Origin of the sequence: Rhodococcus sp. 008 (assembly GCF_001682295.1) — a bacterium.
GTDB classification, from domain to species: domain Bacteria; phylum Actinomycetota; class Actinomycetes; order Mycobacteriales; family Mycobacteriaceae; genus Rhodococcus_F; species Rhodococcus_F qingshengii.
Map to the genome: position 1 here is coordinate 5,491,942 of NZ_CP012749.1, position 15,157 is coordinate 5,507,098.

Consider the following 15,157-nt stretch of genomic DNA (forward strand, 5'->3'; position numbering starts at 1 on the left):
TGCGCGGCCCCGGCGTTGTGACCTAGCGTGATCCGGCGTGAGCGGTGGCAACGGATACGGTGACATTTTTGCGGGTCATACCCGCAAACAGAAGCGCGTGACGCCTGAAGTGGCGGCCGAGCGTGATCTTGTCGTCGAGGATGCGGCGACGGGATTCTGCGGTGCGGTAGTCGGTTTCGAGCGCACGTACGACGGCGATTTCGTGCGGCTCGAGGACGGTCGTTCCCGAACGCGGTTGTTCGCGATGCGCGAGGCGGCCTTCCTCATCGACGGCGCACCGGTCACCCTCGTACGCCCGGCCCCCAAGCCCGTGTCCACCAAACCCGCACGGTCGGCTTCGGGTTCGACGCGAGTCGAAGGCTTACGCGCCCGCACGGCACTGCCCAGCCGGATCTGGGTGGAGGGAGTACACGATGCTGCCCTCGTCGAGCGGGTGTGGGGTCACGATCTTCGCGTCGAAGGTGTTGTCGTCGAACATCTCGAAGGACTCGACAATCTGGGGGAGCGGCTTGCCGAATTCGGGCCTGGTCCCGGCCGCCGCGTCGGGGTCCTGGTCGACCACCTGGTCACCGGTTCCAAGGAAACCCAACTGACTCAGGGCCTCGGCCCGGACGTGTTGGTGACCGGGCACCCGTACATCGACGTGTGGGAGGCCGTTCGTCCCAAATCTGTCGGAATCGCCTCCTGGCCGAAGATTCCACGCGGCGAGGATTGGAAGACGGGAATCTGCCGCGAACTGGGCTGGGGGACACCTCAGGAGGGCTGGCGGCGGGTCTACAACTCGGTCGAGAGCTTCCGCGATCTGGAAGCTCCTTTGATCGGTGCAGTCGAACAACTTGTCGATTTCGTTACCGAGCCGAACTGACGTAGCGGCGGCCTGGGTCACACATTCTGGTTAGATGGTGTTGTGGCTGCACTTATTTGGCTGATCGGAGCACTGGTGCTCGCCGGGGCCGAAGCGCTGGTGGGGGATTTCTTCCTGCTGATGCTCGCCGGTGGGGCGCTCGCTACTGCCGGTGTCAGTGCTGTCACCGACTTCCCGGTGTGGGTCGACGCCGTCATGTTCGGAGTGTTCTCCGCCGCCCTCGTCCTGGGCGTGCGACCGATCATGTTGCGTCGCTTCGGTAGTCCGCCGCCGACCCCGACCGGAATACAGGCACTCGAAGGTAAGCACGCTCTGGTTCTGGAAGAAGTGGGCGAGCATTCCGGGCAGGTCAAGTTGGACGGCGAGGTGTGGACTGCCAGGCCGTACGACACCACCGAGGTGTACCCGCCGGGCACCAAGGTGACGGTGATGGAAATCAACGGCGCAACAGCAGTCGTCTGGAGGGGACCTTAATGGCAGCACTCATAGTGCTCGGTGTGTTGGTGCTATTCGTGATCTTGGTGGTCGCGAAGTCGGTAGCACTGGTACCGCAGGCAGAAGCCGCGGTGATCGAGCGGCTCGGTAGGTATTCGAAGACGGTGTCCGGGCAGCTCACGTTCTTGATCCCGTTCGCCGATCGTGTGCGCGCCAAGGTGGATCTTCGTGAGCGTGTGGTCTCCTTCCCACCGCAGCCGGTGATCACCCAGGACAACCTGACACTGTCCATCGACACGGTGGTGTACTTCCAGGTCACCAATCCGCAAGCTGCGGTGTACGAGATCAGCAACTACATCGCTGCCGTCGAGCAGTTGGCGACCACCACGCTGCGAAACGTCGTCGGCGGAATGACCCTCGAAGAGACGCTTACCTCGCGTGATTCCATCAACGGTCAGCTTCGTGGTGTCCTCGACGAGGCGACCGGTCGCTGGGGCCTGCGAGTGGCCCGCGTCGAGCTCAAGAGCATCGATCCGCCGCCCTCGATCCAGGAGTCGATGGAAAAGCAGATGAAGGCGGACCGCGAGAAGCGCGCGATGATTCTGACGGCTGAAGGTCACCGCGAATCCGCTATCAAGACCGCCGAGGGTGCCAAGCAGAGCCAGATTCTTTCTGCCGAGGGAAACAAGCAGGCCTCGATCCTCAACGCCGAGGGTGAGCGTCAGTCCCAGATCCTTCGTGCTCAAGGTGACCGCGCGGCCAAGTACTTGCAGGCTCAAGGCGAGGCCAAGGCCATCGAGAAGGTTTTTGCTGCTATCAAGTCCGGTAAGCCGACTCCGGAATTGCTTGCATACCAGTATCTTCAGACGTTGCCGCAGATGGCGCAAGGCGATGCGAACAAGGTGTGGCTCGTACCCAGCGACTTCGGTGACGCGCTGAAGGGATTTGCCAAAACGCTTGGCGCGCAAGGGCAGGATGGCGTCTTCCGGTACGAGCCGCCGGCCGCCGAAGAGAATCTTCCCAATCCTGAGGACGATTCAGCCGAGGTGGCGGAGTGGTTCGAGACCAAATCCGATCCGGCTATCGCGGAAGCAGTGCGCGCTGCTGAAGTTGCTGCACGCACACCGGTCGAAGACCCGGCAGCTGCGGTCAGGCACCGCCGTGAGAGTGCGCCCGAGCAGCCTGGATTCGTAGATCCCGCGTTGCCACAGCAGGGCGAAAATCCTTGGCCGGGTCAGTTGCCGCTGCCGCCCGAGCGTGAAGATTTCCAGCAGAAGTACCCGTACCAGGGGCAGCCGCCCGAGGGTGGCCAGCGCCAGTAGACGCCTCTCGTAGCGAACGTTGATCGGGACGGGCACTCATCACCTACGTGATGAGTGCCCGTCCCGTTCCGCATACGGCGATCGCCCAGAGGACACTGACGAAGGTTCCCATGATGAACTGCTCGGACGCATGAGGTTCGCGAAGTTCCGGGTACCGTGCGAGCCCCTTGACTGCCAAGACGATCGCGATCCCCTCCGGCCAGGTTGCAAGAATCGACGCCGCCACCGCGAGCCGTTCGAGGATGCCGATCACACGTCCGCCGCGAAGAGGTCCGGCGTCCGGGGCCGGGCTCCCGTCCGGTTGGCGACGAGCGATCTTGAAGGTGGCAAGTACCAACGGTGCACCGGCCGTGGCGGCGGCAAGTACGCACAGGACAAGCGTCGCCCCGAGAGCGAAACCGGTGACCGGGGTCGTTCGGGTCGATGCCAGTGCGGCAACACCCAGCGCCGGAAGAGCCACCACGGACGACGCCCATTCGGGGACTTCGAGTCGACCACGACTGAGCGGTCCCAGTGCCGCTGCAACTGCTGGTGCCGCGGCGGCGACGGCGAGCGCGATCAACGCCAGAACGACCATGTATTCGAGCCCCCTGCTGTGTCGACGAGTTTGTACCGGTGCGAGCGTGAGCAGTCTAGGGCTGGAGTCTGACCAAAAGTCGTTCTGCGAGTCTGCGCCCGGCGAGTTCTGCGTGCCACCCGGCTGTCAGGAGTCGCTTGGACATGGCCTGTTTGGTGATTCCGAGGTGGGCCGCTGCGCTGACCTGAGTGAGTCCGCTGTCCATCAGGGCGATGGCTTCGCGTCCGTCCTTCGTCTGTCTCGTGACGATCGTTCCGAGCAAGGTGAACGCGGCATCGACATCTGCGGCGAGTTCGTCGCGTGAGCTATCCGCCGGCGCCTGTTCGACGGCAATTCTGGCCGGAGCTCGCTTGGCTCGCTCGACGGCGATCCGAGCAGCTTCGAATGCCGGTCCGCGTCCGGCCCGGGTCTGCCGTGGGAGAGGCTGCTCGACGGGACCGATCCCGATCCCGACACTCCAGTGCTCGCGCCGAATCAGCTCGAGTGCGACGAGGACGAGTAGCGCCGGATCGTCGGTCACCGCTTGAATCTCGTCGCCCGCTGTGCGCTCGAACGGCCGCAGGAGCCTGCAATCGGCCATGTCGTCGATGATGTCCCCGACGCGGTCGACATCCCGTCGGCTACCTCGCTGATCCACCGTCAGTACAAACATTAGTCAATGCTAGATAGTTGACTTTCAATAGTCAATCGTTTTGGGTTGACTCAATCAAATCAACCTCTTGGGGTTGACCGTTGTCAACGATGGTTTCGCCCGGTGAAGGCTGACGGCGAGCGTCGAACACCAGACCGGCGATGCCGATCGCAATGCAGATCCCGGACAGAATCAGGAGACGAGGATCGGCTTCGCCGGAGAGCGCATCGCCCAGAACGACAATCCCAACAGTGCCGGGCAAGATGCCGACGACGGTGGCAAGGATGTAGGGCACGATCCGGATCGACGAAATGCCGCAGCAGTAGTTCACCACCGAGAAGGGGACAAACGCGATCAAGCGCAGAGAGCCGACGGCCAGCCACCCCCGCTTTTCGATCCGCTCGTCCACCCGCCGGATCGTCGGACTCGAAATCCGTTGCCACACGACGTCGCGGCCGATGGCGCGGACCAGGTAGAGGGCCAGAACGGCGCTCACAGTCGTTGCCGCCACGGTAAGAGCGATGCCGGTCACCGAGCCGAAAAGAACCCCCGCGCTGAGCGTGAAGACGGTGCGCGGGAACGGCGCGACGGTGACTATCGAATGAACCAGGAAGAACACGAGGGGAAACGCCGGGCCAACCGAGTCCGCCCACTCTCGCACCTGGGCCACCGTGGGATGTGGGGCGAGGAGGGCTGCGAGGAACAAAGCGAGCACTACCAGGACTATTGCGATCAATCTTCGGTCCAGCAGGCGTCCCATCACAGGTCACAAGGCTACCTGCGAACGGTGAACCGGGCCGACTGCCGACCCGCAATCGTGAGTCGAACATCGCCACGGGGGCGGGAAAGCGGCGTGCTCCAGGCGACAATGAAACGGCGCTGTGACGAAAACCACTAGGCTTTCGGAGTGGCCTTCACCTGCAGTCCCGGCCAGTGAAACGAACTCGCGGGTAACCCGCAAACATGCTGAACAATCGCTAGGTAAGGGCCGGTTACACGTGCACGAACGACCGAATCCGCACGTCGCCCGGCCGGTCGGAAAGTGGCCACGAACAGCCCTGTGAAGAACATGACGTGATCCTCACGATATCTGGGCTCAACCGCGGGTTAGCATCACAGAACTAACGAACAAATCCGATTATCGGTAAAGCGCTCACGCAAAAAATGAGAGGGAGCGGACACAGTGTCATTAGCTTCAGAAGCCGAGGCTGTCGAGCAGGCGTACGCGGAGTGGCAGCGCTCCGTAGCCGGTGTGCTCGCCAAGTCCCGCAGAGTCGATGCGGCAGAACTGGGCCCCGAGCCACAGAAACTGCTCGAAACCGTCACCTACGACGGTGTCACTGTCGCACCGCTCTACAGCCCACGCGACGAGCGTCCCGAGCAGAGCTTGCCGGGCACGTTTCCGTACGTGCGTGGCGTCGACGCTCACCGTGATGTCAATGCCGGTTGGTTGGTTTCCGCTGCATTCGGAACCGCCTCGGCGGCCGAGACCAATCGCGCCATCCTGGACGCCCTCGAAAACGGAGTCAGCGCACTCTGGTTGAAGGTGGGCGCCGACGGCGTTCCGGTCACCGACCTCGCCGCTGCGCTCGAGGGCGTGCTTCTCGACCTCGCACCGCTCACGCTCGATGCAGGCGCAGCGACAAACGATGCAGCCCGAGCACTCTTCTCACTCCTCGATGCACGCAGCGAAGCCGGCGACGGTGTCAGCGATCGCAGCAGTATCCGAGTTCACCTCGGTGCAGCACCGCTGACCAGTTCGTTCTCCGGCGCAGCCGACGTCGAATTTGCAGGCGCAGTCGAGTTGGCCGCCCTCGCCGCCGCTCGTGCGGAAACCGTGCACGCGATCACCGTGGACGGCACGGCCTTTCACAACGCGGGTGCCGGCGACGCCGAAGAACTCGGAGCCGCAATCGCCGCCGGCCTCGAGTACCTCCGTGCACTCACCGCCCAGAGCGGCCTGACCATCGGTGCTGCGTTGTCGCAGTTGGCTTTCCGCTACGCGGCAACCGACGATCAGTTCCAGACCATCGCGAAGTTCCGCGCCGCACGTCTCGTATGGGCACGCATCGCCCAGGTCTGCGGAGCTTCCGATTTCGGTGGAGCGCCGCAGCACGCAGTCACCTCCGCCGCGATGATGGCTCAGCGTGATCCCTGGGTGAACATGCTGCGCACGACCCTCGCTGCATTCGGCGCCGGCGTCGGCGGAGCAGACGCGGTGACTGTTCTTCCGTTCGACGTCGCCCTGGCCGACGGCACCCTCGGTGTCAGCAAGTCCTTCTCCTCGCGCATCGCGCGCAACACACAGCTGCTCCTGCTCGAGGAGTCGCACCTGGGCCGTGTCCTCGATCCGTCGGCCGGGTCTTGGTACGTCGAGGACCTGACACAGCAGATCGCCGCCACCGCGTGGGAGTTCTTCCAGGAAATCGAAGCAGCCGGCGGATATCTGGCGGCACTCGAAGCGGGAATCGTCTCCGGTCGCATCGCCGCTACCAAGGCCAAGCGCGACTCCGACATCGCACACCGCAAGACCACGGTCACCGGTGTCAACGAGTTCCCGAACCTCGGCGAAACGCCGCTGTCCGCCGAAGCCGTCGAGCCCGGCCAGTCCGTCGCCCGCTACGCAGCTGCATTCGAAGCGCTTCGTGACCGTTCGGACGCGTTCCTCGCCGCCGGCGGCGCCCGTCCCACTGCGCTTCTCGCGCCGCTGGGCTCGGTTGCAGAACACAACGTGCGCACCACGTTTGCGTCCAACCTGCTCGCTTCGGGTGGTATCGATGCAGTCAACCCCGGCCCGCTCGAGGTGGGCGCCGAGGCCATCTCCGCTGCAGTCAAGGCTTCCGGTGCCACCGTCGCCGTGCTGTGCGGCACGGACAAGCGTTACGGCGAGAGCGCCGCCGCGGCCGTCGCCGAACTTCGCGCCGCCGGCATCACCAAGGTGCTGCTCGCAGGACCGGAGAAGGCAGTCGCCGACGCGACCGGCGATTCTCGCCCGGACGGATTCCTCACCGCCCGCATCGACGCAGTGTCGGCTCTGACCGAACTGCTCGACTTCATCGAGACGGGAAGCTCCAAGTGACGACACGAGAGGTCAAGCACGTGATCGGCAGTTTCGCCGAGGTCCCACTCGAGGACCCGCAGTCTCCGGCACCCACACCGCCGTCGGTCGAGCAGGCCCAGGCGCTCATCGAAGAGGGCGCCAACGCCAACAACTACGCCGCCGAGCAGGTTGTCTGGTCCACCCCGGAAGGCATCGACGTCAAGCCGGTGTACACCGGTGCGGACCGCACGGCCGCCGCCGAGTCGGGTTACCCGCTCGACAGCTTCCCGGGCGCAGCGCCGTTCCTGCGTGGTCCGTACCCGACCATGTACGTGAACCAGCCGTGGACCATTCGCCAGTACGCCGGATTCTCCACTGCCGCGGAGTCGAATGCGTTCTACCGTCGTAACCTCGCGGCCGGTCAGAAGGGCCTCTCGGTCGCCTTCGACCTCGCTACACACCGCGGCTACGACTCCGATCATCCTCGCGTTGCCGGTGACGTCGGAATGGCCGGTGTCGCAATCGATTCCATCCTCGACATGCGTCAGCTCTTCGACGGAATCGACCTCTCGCAGGTGTCGGTCTCGATGACGATGAACGGCGCCGTGCTGCCGATTCTCGCGCTGTACGTCGCTGCGGCAGGCGAGCAAGGTGTCACTCCGGACAAGCTGGCCGGAACGATCCAGAACGACATCCTCAAAGAGTTCATGGTTCGTAACACCTACATCTATCCGCCGAAGCCCTCGATGCGGATCATCTCGGACATCTTCGCGTACTCCAGCGCGGAAATGCCGAAGTACAACTCCATCTCGATCTCGGGCTACCACATCCAGGAAGCCGGAGCGACGGCCGATCTGGAACTGGCGTACACCCTCGCCGACGGCGTCGAGTACATCCGCGCCGGCCTCGACGCCGGTATGGACATCGACAAGTTCGCACCTCGCCTGTCCTTCTTCTGGGCCATCGGCATGAACTTCTTCATGGAGGTCGCCAAGCTCCGCGCCGGACGCCTCCTGTGGGCCGAGCTTGTCGCCAAGTTCGACCCCAAGAGCGCGAAGTCGCTCTCGCTGCGTACCCACTCGCAGACCTCCGGCTGGTCCCTGACCGCGCAGGACGTCTTCAACAACGTGCCGCGTACCTGCGTCGAAGCCATGGCTGCCACCCAGGGCCACACCCAGTCCTTGCACACCAACGCACTCGACGAAGCGATCGCATTGCCGACGGACTTCTCCGCCCGCATCGCCCGTAACACCCAGTTGCTGCTGCAGCAGGAATCCGGCACAGTGCGTCCCATCGACCCGTGGGGCGGCTCGTACTACGTCGAGTGGCTCACCAACGAACTCGCCAACCGGGCTCGTAAGCACATCGAAGAGGTCGAGGAAGCCGGCGGAATGGCTCAGGCCATCAACGAAGGCATCCCGAAGCTGCGCATCGAGGAAGCTGCCGCCCGCACCCAGGCACGCATCGACTCCGGTCGGCAGCCGCTCGTCGGCGTCAACAAGTACGTTCCCGACGAGGTCGACACCATCGAAGTTCTCAAGGTCGAGAACTCCAAGGTCCGCAAGGAACAGCTCGAGAAGTTGGTTCGCCTTCGCGCGGAACGTGATCCGGAAGCCGTCGAGGCCGCACTGGCGAACCTCACTCGCGCTGCCGCATCCACCGAAGGCGGCATGGAGAACAACCTCCTCGCCCTCGCTGTCGTCGCCGCCCGCGCGATGGCTACCGTCGGCGAGATTTCCGACGCCCTCGAAAAGGTGTACGGACGCCACCAGGCCGAGATCCGCACCATCAGTGGTGTGTACCGCGACGAGGCAGGAACGGTGAGCAACATCAGCAAGGCGATGGAACTGGTCGAGAAGTTCGCCGAGGACGAGGGACGTCGTCCCCGCATCCTCGTCGCGAAGATGGGCCAGGACGGTCACGACCGTGGCCAGAAGGTCATCTCCACCGCCTTCGCGGACATCGGATTCGACGTCGACGTCGGACCGCTGTTCCAGACCCCCGAAGAGGTCGCGAATCAGGCGGCCGACAACGACGTCCACGTAGTCGGTGTGTCGTCGTTGGCAGCCGGTCACCTCACCTTGGTGCCGGCGCTGCGGGAGGCTTTGGCTGCGGCCGGTCGTCCCGACATCATGATCGTCGTCGGCGGCGTCATTCCGCCCGGTGACTTCGACGAACTTTACGAGGCCGGCGCTGCTGCCATCTTCCCGCCCGGCACCGTCATCGCCGACGCTGCCAGCGGATTGTTGGAGAAGCTCTCCGCCCAACTGGGTCACGACAACAGCTGAGAAGGGGGTCACTGAAGATGGCACGTCAGCCCATCGACATTGATTCCCTCGCCGAGGCGGTGCGCGGAAATCAGCGTGCCGGCCTCGCTCGGGCGATCACCCTCGTCGAGTCCACTCGCGACGACCACCGGGCCCTCGCGCAGCAACTTCTACTGAAGTTGCTGCCGGAGGCCGGGGGAGCGCACCGGATCGGCATCACCGGAGTTCCCGGCGTCGGCAAGTCGACCTTCATCGACGCGCTCGGAATGTACTTGCTGAGCAAGGGACATCGGGTTGCGGTGTTGGCGGTCGATCCGTCGTCCACCCGCACCGGCGGCTCGATTCTCGGCGACAAGACACGCATGGCTCGGCTCACCGTCGAACCGAATGCGTACATCCGGCCGTCACCGACGTCCGGCACGCTCGGTGGTGTTGCCAAGGCAACCCGCGAGACCATCGTGCTTCTCGAAGCTGCCGGTTTCGACGTCATCCTGGTGGAAACGGTGGGTGTCGGCCAGTCCGAAGTCACTGTTGCCAACATGGTGGACTGCTTCACGTTCCTGACCCTCGCTCGTACCGGTGATCAGCTCCAGGGCATCAAGAAGGGTGTCCTCGAGCTCGCAGATCTGGTGGCGGTCAACAAGGCCGATGGCAAGCATGAGCGCGAGGCAAAGGGCGCTGCCCGTGAATTGGCGGGTGCGCTTCGCCTGATCTACCCGCACGACGCCATCTGGAAGCCGCCCGTCATCACGATGAGCGGTCTCGAAGGTGTCGGGCTGGACGAGTTCTGGGGAACTGTCACCAAACACCGTGAGGTGCTCACCGAAGCGGGACAGTTCGAGGAGAAGCGTCGCAAGCAACAGGTCGATTGGACCTGGACGATGGTCAACGATCAGCTGCTACGCAGGCTCTCGAGCAACGATCGGGTGCGTGCGATCCGGGCCGACGTCGAGCAGAGCGTGCGTGACGGTTCGCTGACGGCAGCGTTGGCGGCGGGGCGAATTCTCGACGCGTTCGACGGAAGCAACTAGCGCGGAAAGAACAAAATCCCGGGTATCCGAGCGCGGATACCCGGGATTTCTTCTGTGACGAGCTATCGTTCGCGTTTGACTGCAGGCTCGGTGAGTTCGGTCTCGACAGCGAGTTCGACTCCCGTGAAATCGCCTTCTGCCTCGGCCGGGGTGAGAGTGGACCGCTTCCACGCGTAGAACAGCAGCGCTGCCCACGCGCCGAGAATGGTCAGGTAACCGGCCACTGTGACCGCCCCGGTGATGTCGAAGGATTTGAACAGCTTCTGTGCGTTGGTCAACACGATGACGCCGCCCACCGCCGTTCCGAGCAAGGTTGCAGGTACGCGGCTGACCAGCCACGCCGCGAACGGAGCTGCGATGACACCGCCGAGCGCGAGACCGGCGACAACGAGGAGGTTTCCCGCCGACTCACGTCCCAATCCGACAAGGAATCCCAGCGACGCGGCTGACGCGACCAGAAACTCCGAGGCGCTGACCGAGCCGATCACGGTGCGCGGCGCGGTCTTTCCTCGTGAGAGCAGCGTGCTGGTGGTGATCGGACCCCAACCACCACCGCCGGATGCATCGATGAAACCACCGAACAGGCCGAGTGGGGACAGGAAACGTGCAGTGTGCGGGGTGGTACGAGCGTCCGCGACGGCCGGTGGGCGGACCGAAAAGCGTAGTGCCACATAGATACCGATGGCCAGCAGGATCGTCGCCGTGATGGGGACTGCCGCTTCGGTGGACAGACCCGAGAGCACAGTTGCGCCGATGAATGCACCGACTGCGCCGGGCACACCGAGCTTGGCGACGAGCTTCCAGTCGATGTTCTTGAACTTCCAATGCGACACACCCGAAGCGAGGGTGGTGCCGACCTCGGCCAGGTGAACAGCGGCGCTGGCCTGAGCCGGACCGAGGCCACCGATCATCAACAGAGTGGTTGCGGTGACACCGAAGGCCATACCGAGGGCGCCGTCGACGAGCTGGGCGCCGACGCCGACAAGGGTGAACAAAAGAAGGTTGAACATGAGAAGACAGACTCCGAGCGAAGAAGCGACAAAGTCAGGGGTGCAGGCAGCGAGAATCGCCGCTCAGCAACACGCCTGATCGAAGCATGCGCTACGACGAGTGGGCCAGAACGCCATCAATCCGAGCGCAAATGCCGGGGAGGCATCGTGGCTGGAAATCTGCACGTCAGGTCCTTTGTTCTCGTTCGTTGGTGTTCTGTCCATGCGAGCATAGCCGGTGCCCGGCTCGGTCAACCCACGACGCGGGCGTAATTTCCCACTCGGTGGACAAGTCGATCGAAGAATTCCGCCGGATCGGTGCTGACCGCGATATCCGCGTTGGGCTCACGCTTCCAGTGCCCGACCCAGTCCGCAACCGTCGTTCCGATCAGCAGTGGACTCTCGGTTTCGACATCTACCGTTGCCGGTTTCAGCGTCGCCAGGCTCGGATCGAGCGCGACGGCAGCAGCGAAGGGATCATGCATGTGAGCAAGAAATCCCTGGTCGTATTCACGATGGAATTCCATGTAGAACCGGATTGCGTCGGACATATGCCTGATCACGCAGTTGGACGCGGAACTGCGGACGTCGGGACCGTCGTCAGGCGAGATGATCTCTTCCGGGGTGCTCCCGGCAGCTTCGGCGAGCCGACGCACATGTTCGGGGAACATCTCGATGGATTCGGTGACGTTGAGGCCGCAGATGATCGGGCGCCGGTGCGCGGGTACGACGGAGAACGCGTCGAACACCTCCTTGGCGGCGTGCGGATCGACCGAGACGTTCCACTCCGCGGTCGGCGTCGTGTTGCCCGGATAGTTGAACGACCCACCCATCACTACCAGTCGCTTCAGCAGAGACGGCAGATCGGGTTCACGTCTGATCGCCAAGGCCAGGTTGGTGAGCGGCCCCGTCACCAGCCCGGTGAGTTGTCCGGGGTACTCGCGGACGAGATCCACCCAGAGGTCGGTGGCGGTTCGGACCGAGCGCTTGCGACCCGAATCGGGGAGGACCGCATGGCCGATTCCTTGCGGACCGTGAGTCTCCTCGGTGGTGCGCAACGGTATGACCAATGGCTCGCGGGCGCCGAGTGCAACCTCGATGTCCGGGGCGCCGCAGAGCGCAAGCCAGTTCAAGTTGTTGGCCGCGACCTGTTCCACCGGAACGTTGCCGGCGGTGCTCGCAATCCCCAGTATCTCGGCTTCGGGGCTGGCAAGGAGATAGAGAAGCGCCAACGAGTCGTCGATACCGGTGTCGACGTCGACGATGAGTTTGTGCATGTCACTCATCGGTGGCCACCAGGATCGTCGGGGAATGCAGGACGGGGAAGTTCACCGACCGAGCGATGAAGCACTTCGTGTGTGCGGGGCCGTGAAGCTCCTGGGCCTTCTCGACCATCGACGCCTCCGCGACCAACACCGTCGGATTCAACGTCACTTCGATGAACTGGCCGCCGCCATCGGATTCCTCGATCATGCTGCCGACCGGCTGATCGCTGTAGTCGAGAACGACGACCCCAGCGGCAGCTGCCAGCCCGAGGTACCAGAGCATGTGGCACTGGGCGAGGGAGGCAACGAGCAGTTCCTCGGGGTTCCATCGCTGCGCGTCACCGCGGAACGATGGATCGGAGCTGCCGAGAAGTTCCGGCTTTCCGACCGCGGATATTGCATGATTGCGCGAATATCCCTGCGTGCTGGACGTTCCGGTTCCCAGATCGCCCGTCCACTGAAGGTCGAGTGTGTAGGTATGTGACTTCACAGGTCCATCTTGCCCTGAATGTGCCGGTCCCTCAGTGTGCCCACTCCGCGCGATCCGATCCCCAGGGATGGGCTGGTTCGGGGTAGTCCTCGAACTCTGCCAGCGCGGGTCGTGCGGTGGTCACGTCGGCATGGTTGACAACAACATTCAGGCCGGGAGCGGTCGGTAGACCGGGATGGACGGTTCGGCCGGGTGCGTCGAGAAGACGGGACCCGGTGCTGGCCAATGACACGTCGACATCGCGGCCACGGCCGTCCTGCGAGCGCAGCGTCAACGCGTCGAGGATCCCCGCTGCCAGGAAGTATCCGGTCGAGTGGTCGAGTGCCTGCGCCGGAAGTGCGCCAGGGTTCTCACCGCCCTCGAGGAACGAAATGCCGGACGCGGCCTGCACAATGCTGTCGAAGCCGCGGCGATTCGCCCACGGACCTTCCCATCCCCATGCGCTGACGCGCCCGTGAATCAGGTGGGCGGGAAGATCCTGCCCGATGAGCGCTTCGAGTGCACCCGGCCGGTAGCCGGTGACCAGTACGTCTGCGGTTTCGAGGAGTTCTCGGAACGCTGTCGCTCCCGCCGAGGACTTCAGGTCGAGAAGCGCCGACCGCTTGCCCTGTCCACTGTCGAGGTGCTGCCATCCGATCTCGGGGATCGCCGGAGGGTCGATCCGCAGAACGTCAGCGCCGACCAACGCCAGGGCACGCGTCGCGACCGGACCGGCGATGACGCGGGTCAGGTCGAGAACACGTGGGCGCGTCGGATGCGTGCGGGGTTTTCCCTCGTCGCGTACTCGGATGGATACCAGAGGCTCAGACCTCGCAGCTGCGCACTGCTCACTCAGGCGCCACTCGGTCTCGGTACGAACACGGACCGCGATGGCTCCGATCTCGGCGGCCTGCTGCTCGATCTCGATGGCGCTGAGTTCGGATATACGTTGCGCCACTGCATCTTTGGGTGATCCATGATCGAGCTCCAGGACGGCGAGCAGGCGGTCGCGATGGTGCGGATAGTTGCCGTGCGTGCGGACCCAACCGTCGCGGGCGGCAAAGAACCCCGAGTGCTCGGAGAACCCGTTGATCGGCTCGCCGCCGATCCGGAACAGTCGATCGCTCGAGAAGGACGCGGCGATGCGCTCGGGATCGAGGGTCCAGTATCCGTCGCCCGGGCCGGTTGACCGATGAATCGCCGAGGCGAACGCCGCTACCGAGCCCGCAGCGAGGTCGAACACCGGCAAGTGCGCCGCAAGGAAACCCGCCGAGTCCGGGCATTCGATGTGCCCGCGTCGGTCGTCGCTGTGCACCCCGACGTCACGCTGGTATTCGTCGAGATAGAACCCGTACCCGTGATCCATGCGACGCCTTTCGGCAGTTCAGTGGCCGAGAAGCTCCCGGCACTTCTCTGCCAGCGTATCGCGGAGCGGCGCAGCACGATCCGCCAACTGTTGTTGCTGACGCACGTATTCGGCGCGGCCCGCGGGAGTTTCGATACGAATGGGGGAGTACCCGTACTCGGCGAGGTCGTATGGGCTCGCGCGCATGTCGAGTTCACGGGCCAGGAGCGCGTGTTCGAAGCACCGCATCACCAGGTCGGAATCGACGAGTGGCAACAATTTGAAGCTCCACTTGTACAGGTCCATACCGGCGTGCAGGCAGCCCGGCTGTTCGTGATCGATCTGAGTTTCGCGTGCAAGCGGGAGCGAGTTCTTGGGGGCCGCGTCCGGTGTGAAGAACCGGAACGCGTCGTAGTGCGTGCATTTGAGTGGCAGGGATTCGACGACCGCGTCGGTACCGGCGAACCCGAGTCGCAGCGGCACCGACTGGTGACGGATTGCGTCCTCGCCCCCGCGATAGACCATCGCCCATTCGTGGAGGCCGAAGCAACCCAGCACAGCGGGCCGCGCAGACGTCTGATTCAACAGATTCCACACGAATTCGACTGTGTGACGCCGACGCTCCAGCACTGAGGCCTCGACCGTCGCGGTACCCGAATCGTCGACGCGGTAGCCGGAGAAGGCTGCGTATTCGGCGGCGTTCTCGAGCGCGACTCCGTACCCGGGGTGCCAGCGGCGCAGTTGAGCGGGTTTGAAGTTGTAGTACGTGAAGAGGAAGTCGTGCACCGGGTGAGAGATACCGGCGCTACGACGCGCTCGGTGCGGCTCGACGAGGTTCTCCACCTCCTCGAGGTGAAGTGCCCGCCGAGCCGTCCACTCGCTCTGCGCGAGTGCGAGTGAATGCACCGAACGTGTCATCGA

At 64.0% G+C, this 15,157-nt stretch carries 14 protein-coding genes; 6 read left to right on the plus strand and 8 right to left on the minus strand.

Translation table 11 applies throughout. The features are described 5' to 3' along the window. Window positions 1–37 precede the first annotated feature (37 nt). The 3 genes from AOT96_RS25565 to AOT96_RS25575 are packed head-to-tail and all read left to right on the plus strand — an operon-like array spanning window position 38 to window position 2,622. Complete coding sequence (locus tag AOT96_RS25565; protein WP_042919794.1) at window positions 38–865, plus strand: DUF3097 domain-containing protein; 828 nt, start codon at window positions 38–40, stop codon at window positions 863–865. 42 nt (window positions 866–907) lie between these two features. Beyond that, window positions 908–1,339 carry an NfeD family protein gene (locus tag AOT96_RS25570; RefSeq protein WP_003944877.1) on the plus strand — a complete coding sequence of 144 codons (432 nt, stop codon included), beginning with the start codon at window positions 908–910 and terminating at the stop codon, window positions 1,337–1,339. Beyond that, a complete protein-coding gene (locus AOT96_RS25575) occupies window positions 1,339–2,622 on the plus strand; it encodes an SPFH domain-containing protein (RefSeq protein WP_030536387.1) in 1,284 nt (427 codons plus the stop codon). Before AOT96_RS25570 ends, AOT96_RS25575 begins: the two co-directional genes overlap by 1 nt. Before the next feature lie 43 nt (window positions 2,623–2,665). Here the strand turns inward: AOT96_RS25575 and AOT96_RS25580 are convergent, their stop codons facing one another. Genes AOT96_RS25580 through AOT96_RS25590 form a run of 3 tightly spaced genes read right to left on the minus strand, consistent with a single transcriptional unit; the run spans window position 2,666 to window position 4,590 of the window. Then, complete coding sequence (locus tag AOT96_RS25580; RefSeq protein WP_003944797.1) at window positions 2,666–3,199, minus strand: hypothetical protein; 534 nt, start codon at window positions 3,197–3,199, stop codon at window positions 2,666–2,668. 55 nt (window positions 3,200–3,254) lie between these two features. Continuing rightward, window positions 3,255–3,851 carry a hypothetical protein gene (locus tag AOT96_RS25585; RefSeq protein WP_042449124.1) on the minus strand — a complete coding sequence of 199 codons (597 nt, stop codon included), beginning with the start codon at window positions 3,849–3,851 and terminating at the stop codon, window positions 3,255–3,257. A 31-nt stretch (window positions 3,852–3,882) separates the two neighbouring features. Further along, a complete protein-coding gene (locus AOT96_RS25590) occupies window positions 3,883–4,590 on the minus strand; it encodes a TVP38/TMEM64 family protein (RefSeq protein ID WP_065352469.1) in 708 nt (235 codons plus the stop codon). Between the two features lie 423 nt (window positions 4,591–5,013). Here AOT96_RS25590 and mutA point away from each other — a divergent pair, with 423 nt between their 5' ends. From mutA to meaB, 3 genes are read left to right on the plus strand one after another with little or no spacing between them, the layout of a single operon-like run. Continuing rightward, the gene (gene mutA, locus AOT96_RS25595) at window positions 5,014–6,909 is read left to right on the plus strand and encodes a methylmalonyl-CoA mutase small subunit (protein WP_030536386.1); all 1,896 of its coding nucleotides are present in this window, start codon (window positions 5,014–5,016) and stop codon (window positions 6,907–6,909) included. After that, the gene (gene scpA / locus AOT96_RS25600; protein WP_003944912.1) at window positions 6,906–9,158 is read left to right on the plus strand and encodes a methylmalonyl-CoA mutase; all 2,253 of its coding nucleotides are present in this window, start codon (window positions 6,906–6,908) and stop codon (window positions 9,156–9,158) included. Before mutA ends, scpA begins: the two co-directional genes overlap by 4 nt. A 17-nt stretch (window positions 9,159–9,175) precedes the next feature. Further along, entirely contained in the window at window positions 9,176–10,168 is a 993-nt protein-coding gene (meaB, locus tag AOT96_RS25605) for a methylmalonyl Co-A mutase-associated GTPase MeaB (protein WP_007727819.1), read from the plus strand. A 62-nt stretch (window positions 10,169–10,230) separates the two neighbouring features. Here the strand turns inward: meaB and AOT96_RS25610 are convergent, their stop codons facing one another. From AOT96_RS25610 to AOT96_RS25630, 5 genes are all read right to left on the minus strand, one after another. Beyond that, window positions 10,231–11,178, minus strand: coding sequence for a sulfite exporter TauE/SafE family protein (locus tag AOT96_RS25610; RefSeq protein ID WP_007727818.1), 948 nt, complete (start codon window positions 11,176–11,178; stop codon window positions 10,231–10,233). 230 nt (window positions 11,179–11,408) lie between these two features. After that, window positions 11,409–12,443, minus strand: a complete 1,035-nt coding sequence (locus AOT96_RS25615) for a nucleoside hydrolase (protein ID WP_065352470.1) — start codon at window positions 12,441–12,443, stop codon at window positions 11,409–11,411. After that, window positions 12,436–12,912 (minus strand): OsmC family protein, encoded by a 477-nt coding sequence (locus AOT96_RS25620; protein WP_007727816.1) that lies wholly within the window; start codon window positions 12,910–12,912, stop codon window positions 12,436–12,438. The genes AOT96_RS25615 and AOT96_RS25620 overlap by 8 nt, the downstream gene beginning before the upstream one ends. Window positions 12,913–12,943: 31 nt before the next feature. Next, on the minus strand, window positions 12,944–14,257 hold the full coding sequence (locus tag AOT96_RS25625) for a CoA transferase (protein ID WP_065352471.1): 1,314 nt from the start codon (window positions 14,255–14,257) through the stop codon (window positions 12,944–12,946). Window positions 14,258–14,275: 18 nt separating this feature from the next. After that, the gene (locus tag AOT96_RS25630; protein ID WP_065352472.1) at window positions 14,276–15,154 is read right to left on the minus strand and encodes a 3-methyladenine DNA glycosylase; all 879 of its coding nucleotides are present in this window, start codon (window positions 15,152–15,154) and stop codon (window positions 14,276–14,278) included. Window positions 15,155–15,157 lie beyond the last annotated feature (3 nt).

What these genes read in the sequence shown, in the direction of transcription:
- AOT96_RS25575 (WP_030536387.1), top strand. Translation starts at nt 1,339, where the DNA reads ATGGCAGCACTCATAGTGCTCGGTGTGTTGGTGCTATTCGTGATCTTG.
- AOT96_RS25625 (WP_065352471.1), bottom strand. Translation starts at nt 14,257, where the DNA reads ATGGATCACGGGTACGGGTTCTATCTCGACGAATACCAGCGTGACGTC.
- AOT96_RS25615 (WP_065352470.1), bottom strand. Translation starts at nt 12,443, where the DNA reads ATGAGTGACATGCACAAACTCATCGTCGACGTCGACACCGGTATCGAC.
- AOT96_RS25580 (WP_003944797.1), bottom strand. Translation starts at nt 3,199, where the DNA reads ATGGTCGTTCTGGCGTTGATCGCGCTCGCCGTCGCCGCCGCGGCACCA.
- AOT96_RS25610 (WP_007727818.1), bottom strand. Translation starts at nt 11,178, where the DNA reads ATGTTCAACCTTCTTTTGTTCACCCTTGTCGGCGTCGGCGCCCAGCTC.
- meaB (WP_007727819.1), top strand. Translation starts at nt 9,176, where the DNA reads ATGGCACGTCAGCCCATCGACATTGATTCCCTCGCCGAGGCGGTGCGC.
- AOT96_RS25630 (WP_065352472.1), bottom strand. Translation starts at nt 15,154, where the DNA reads ATGACACGTTCGGTGCATTCACTCGCACTCGCGCAGAGCGAGTGGACG.
- AOT96_RS25585 (WP_042449124.1), bottom strand. Translation starts at nt 3,851, where the DNA reads ATGTTTGTACTGACGGTGGATCAGCGAGGTAGCCGACGGGATGTCGAC.
- AOT96_RS25590 (WP_065352469.1), bottom strand. Translation starts at nt 4,590, where the DNA reads ATGGGACGCCTGCTGGACCGAAGATTGATCGCAATAGTCCTGGTAGTG.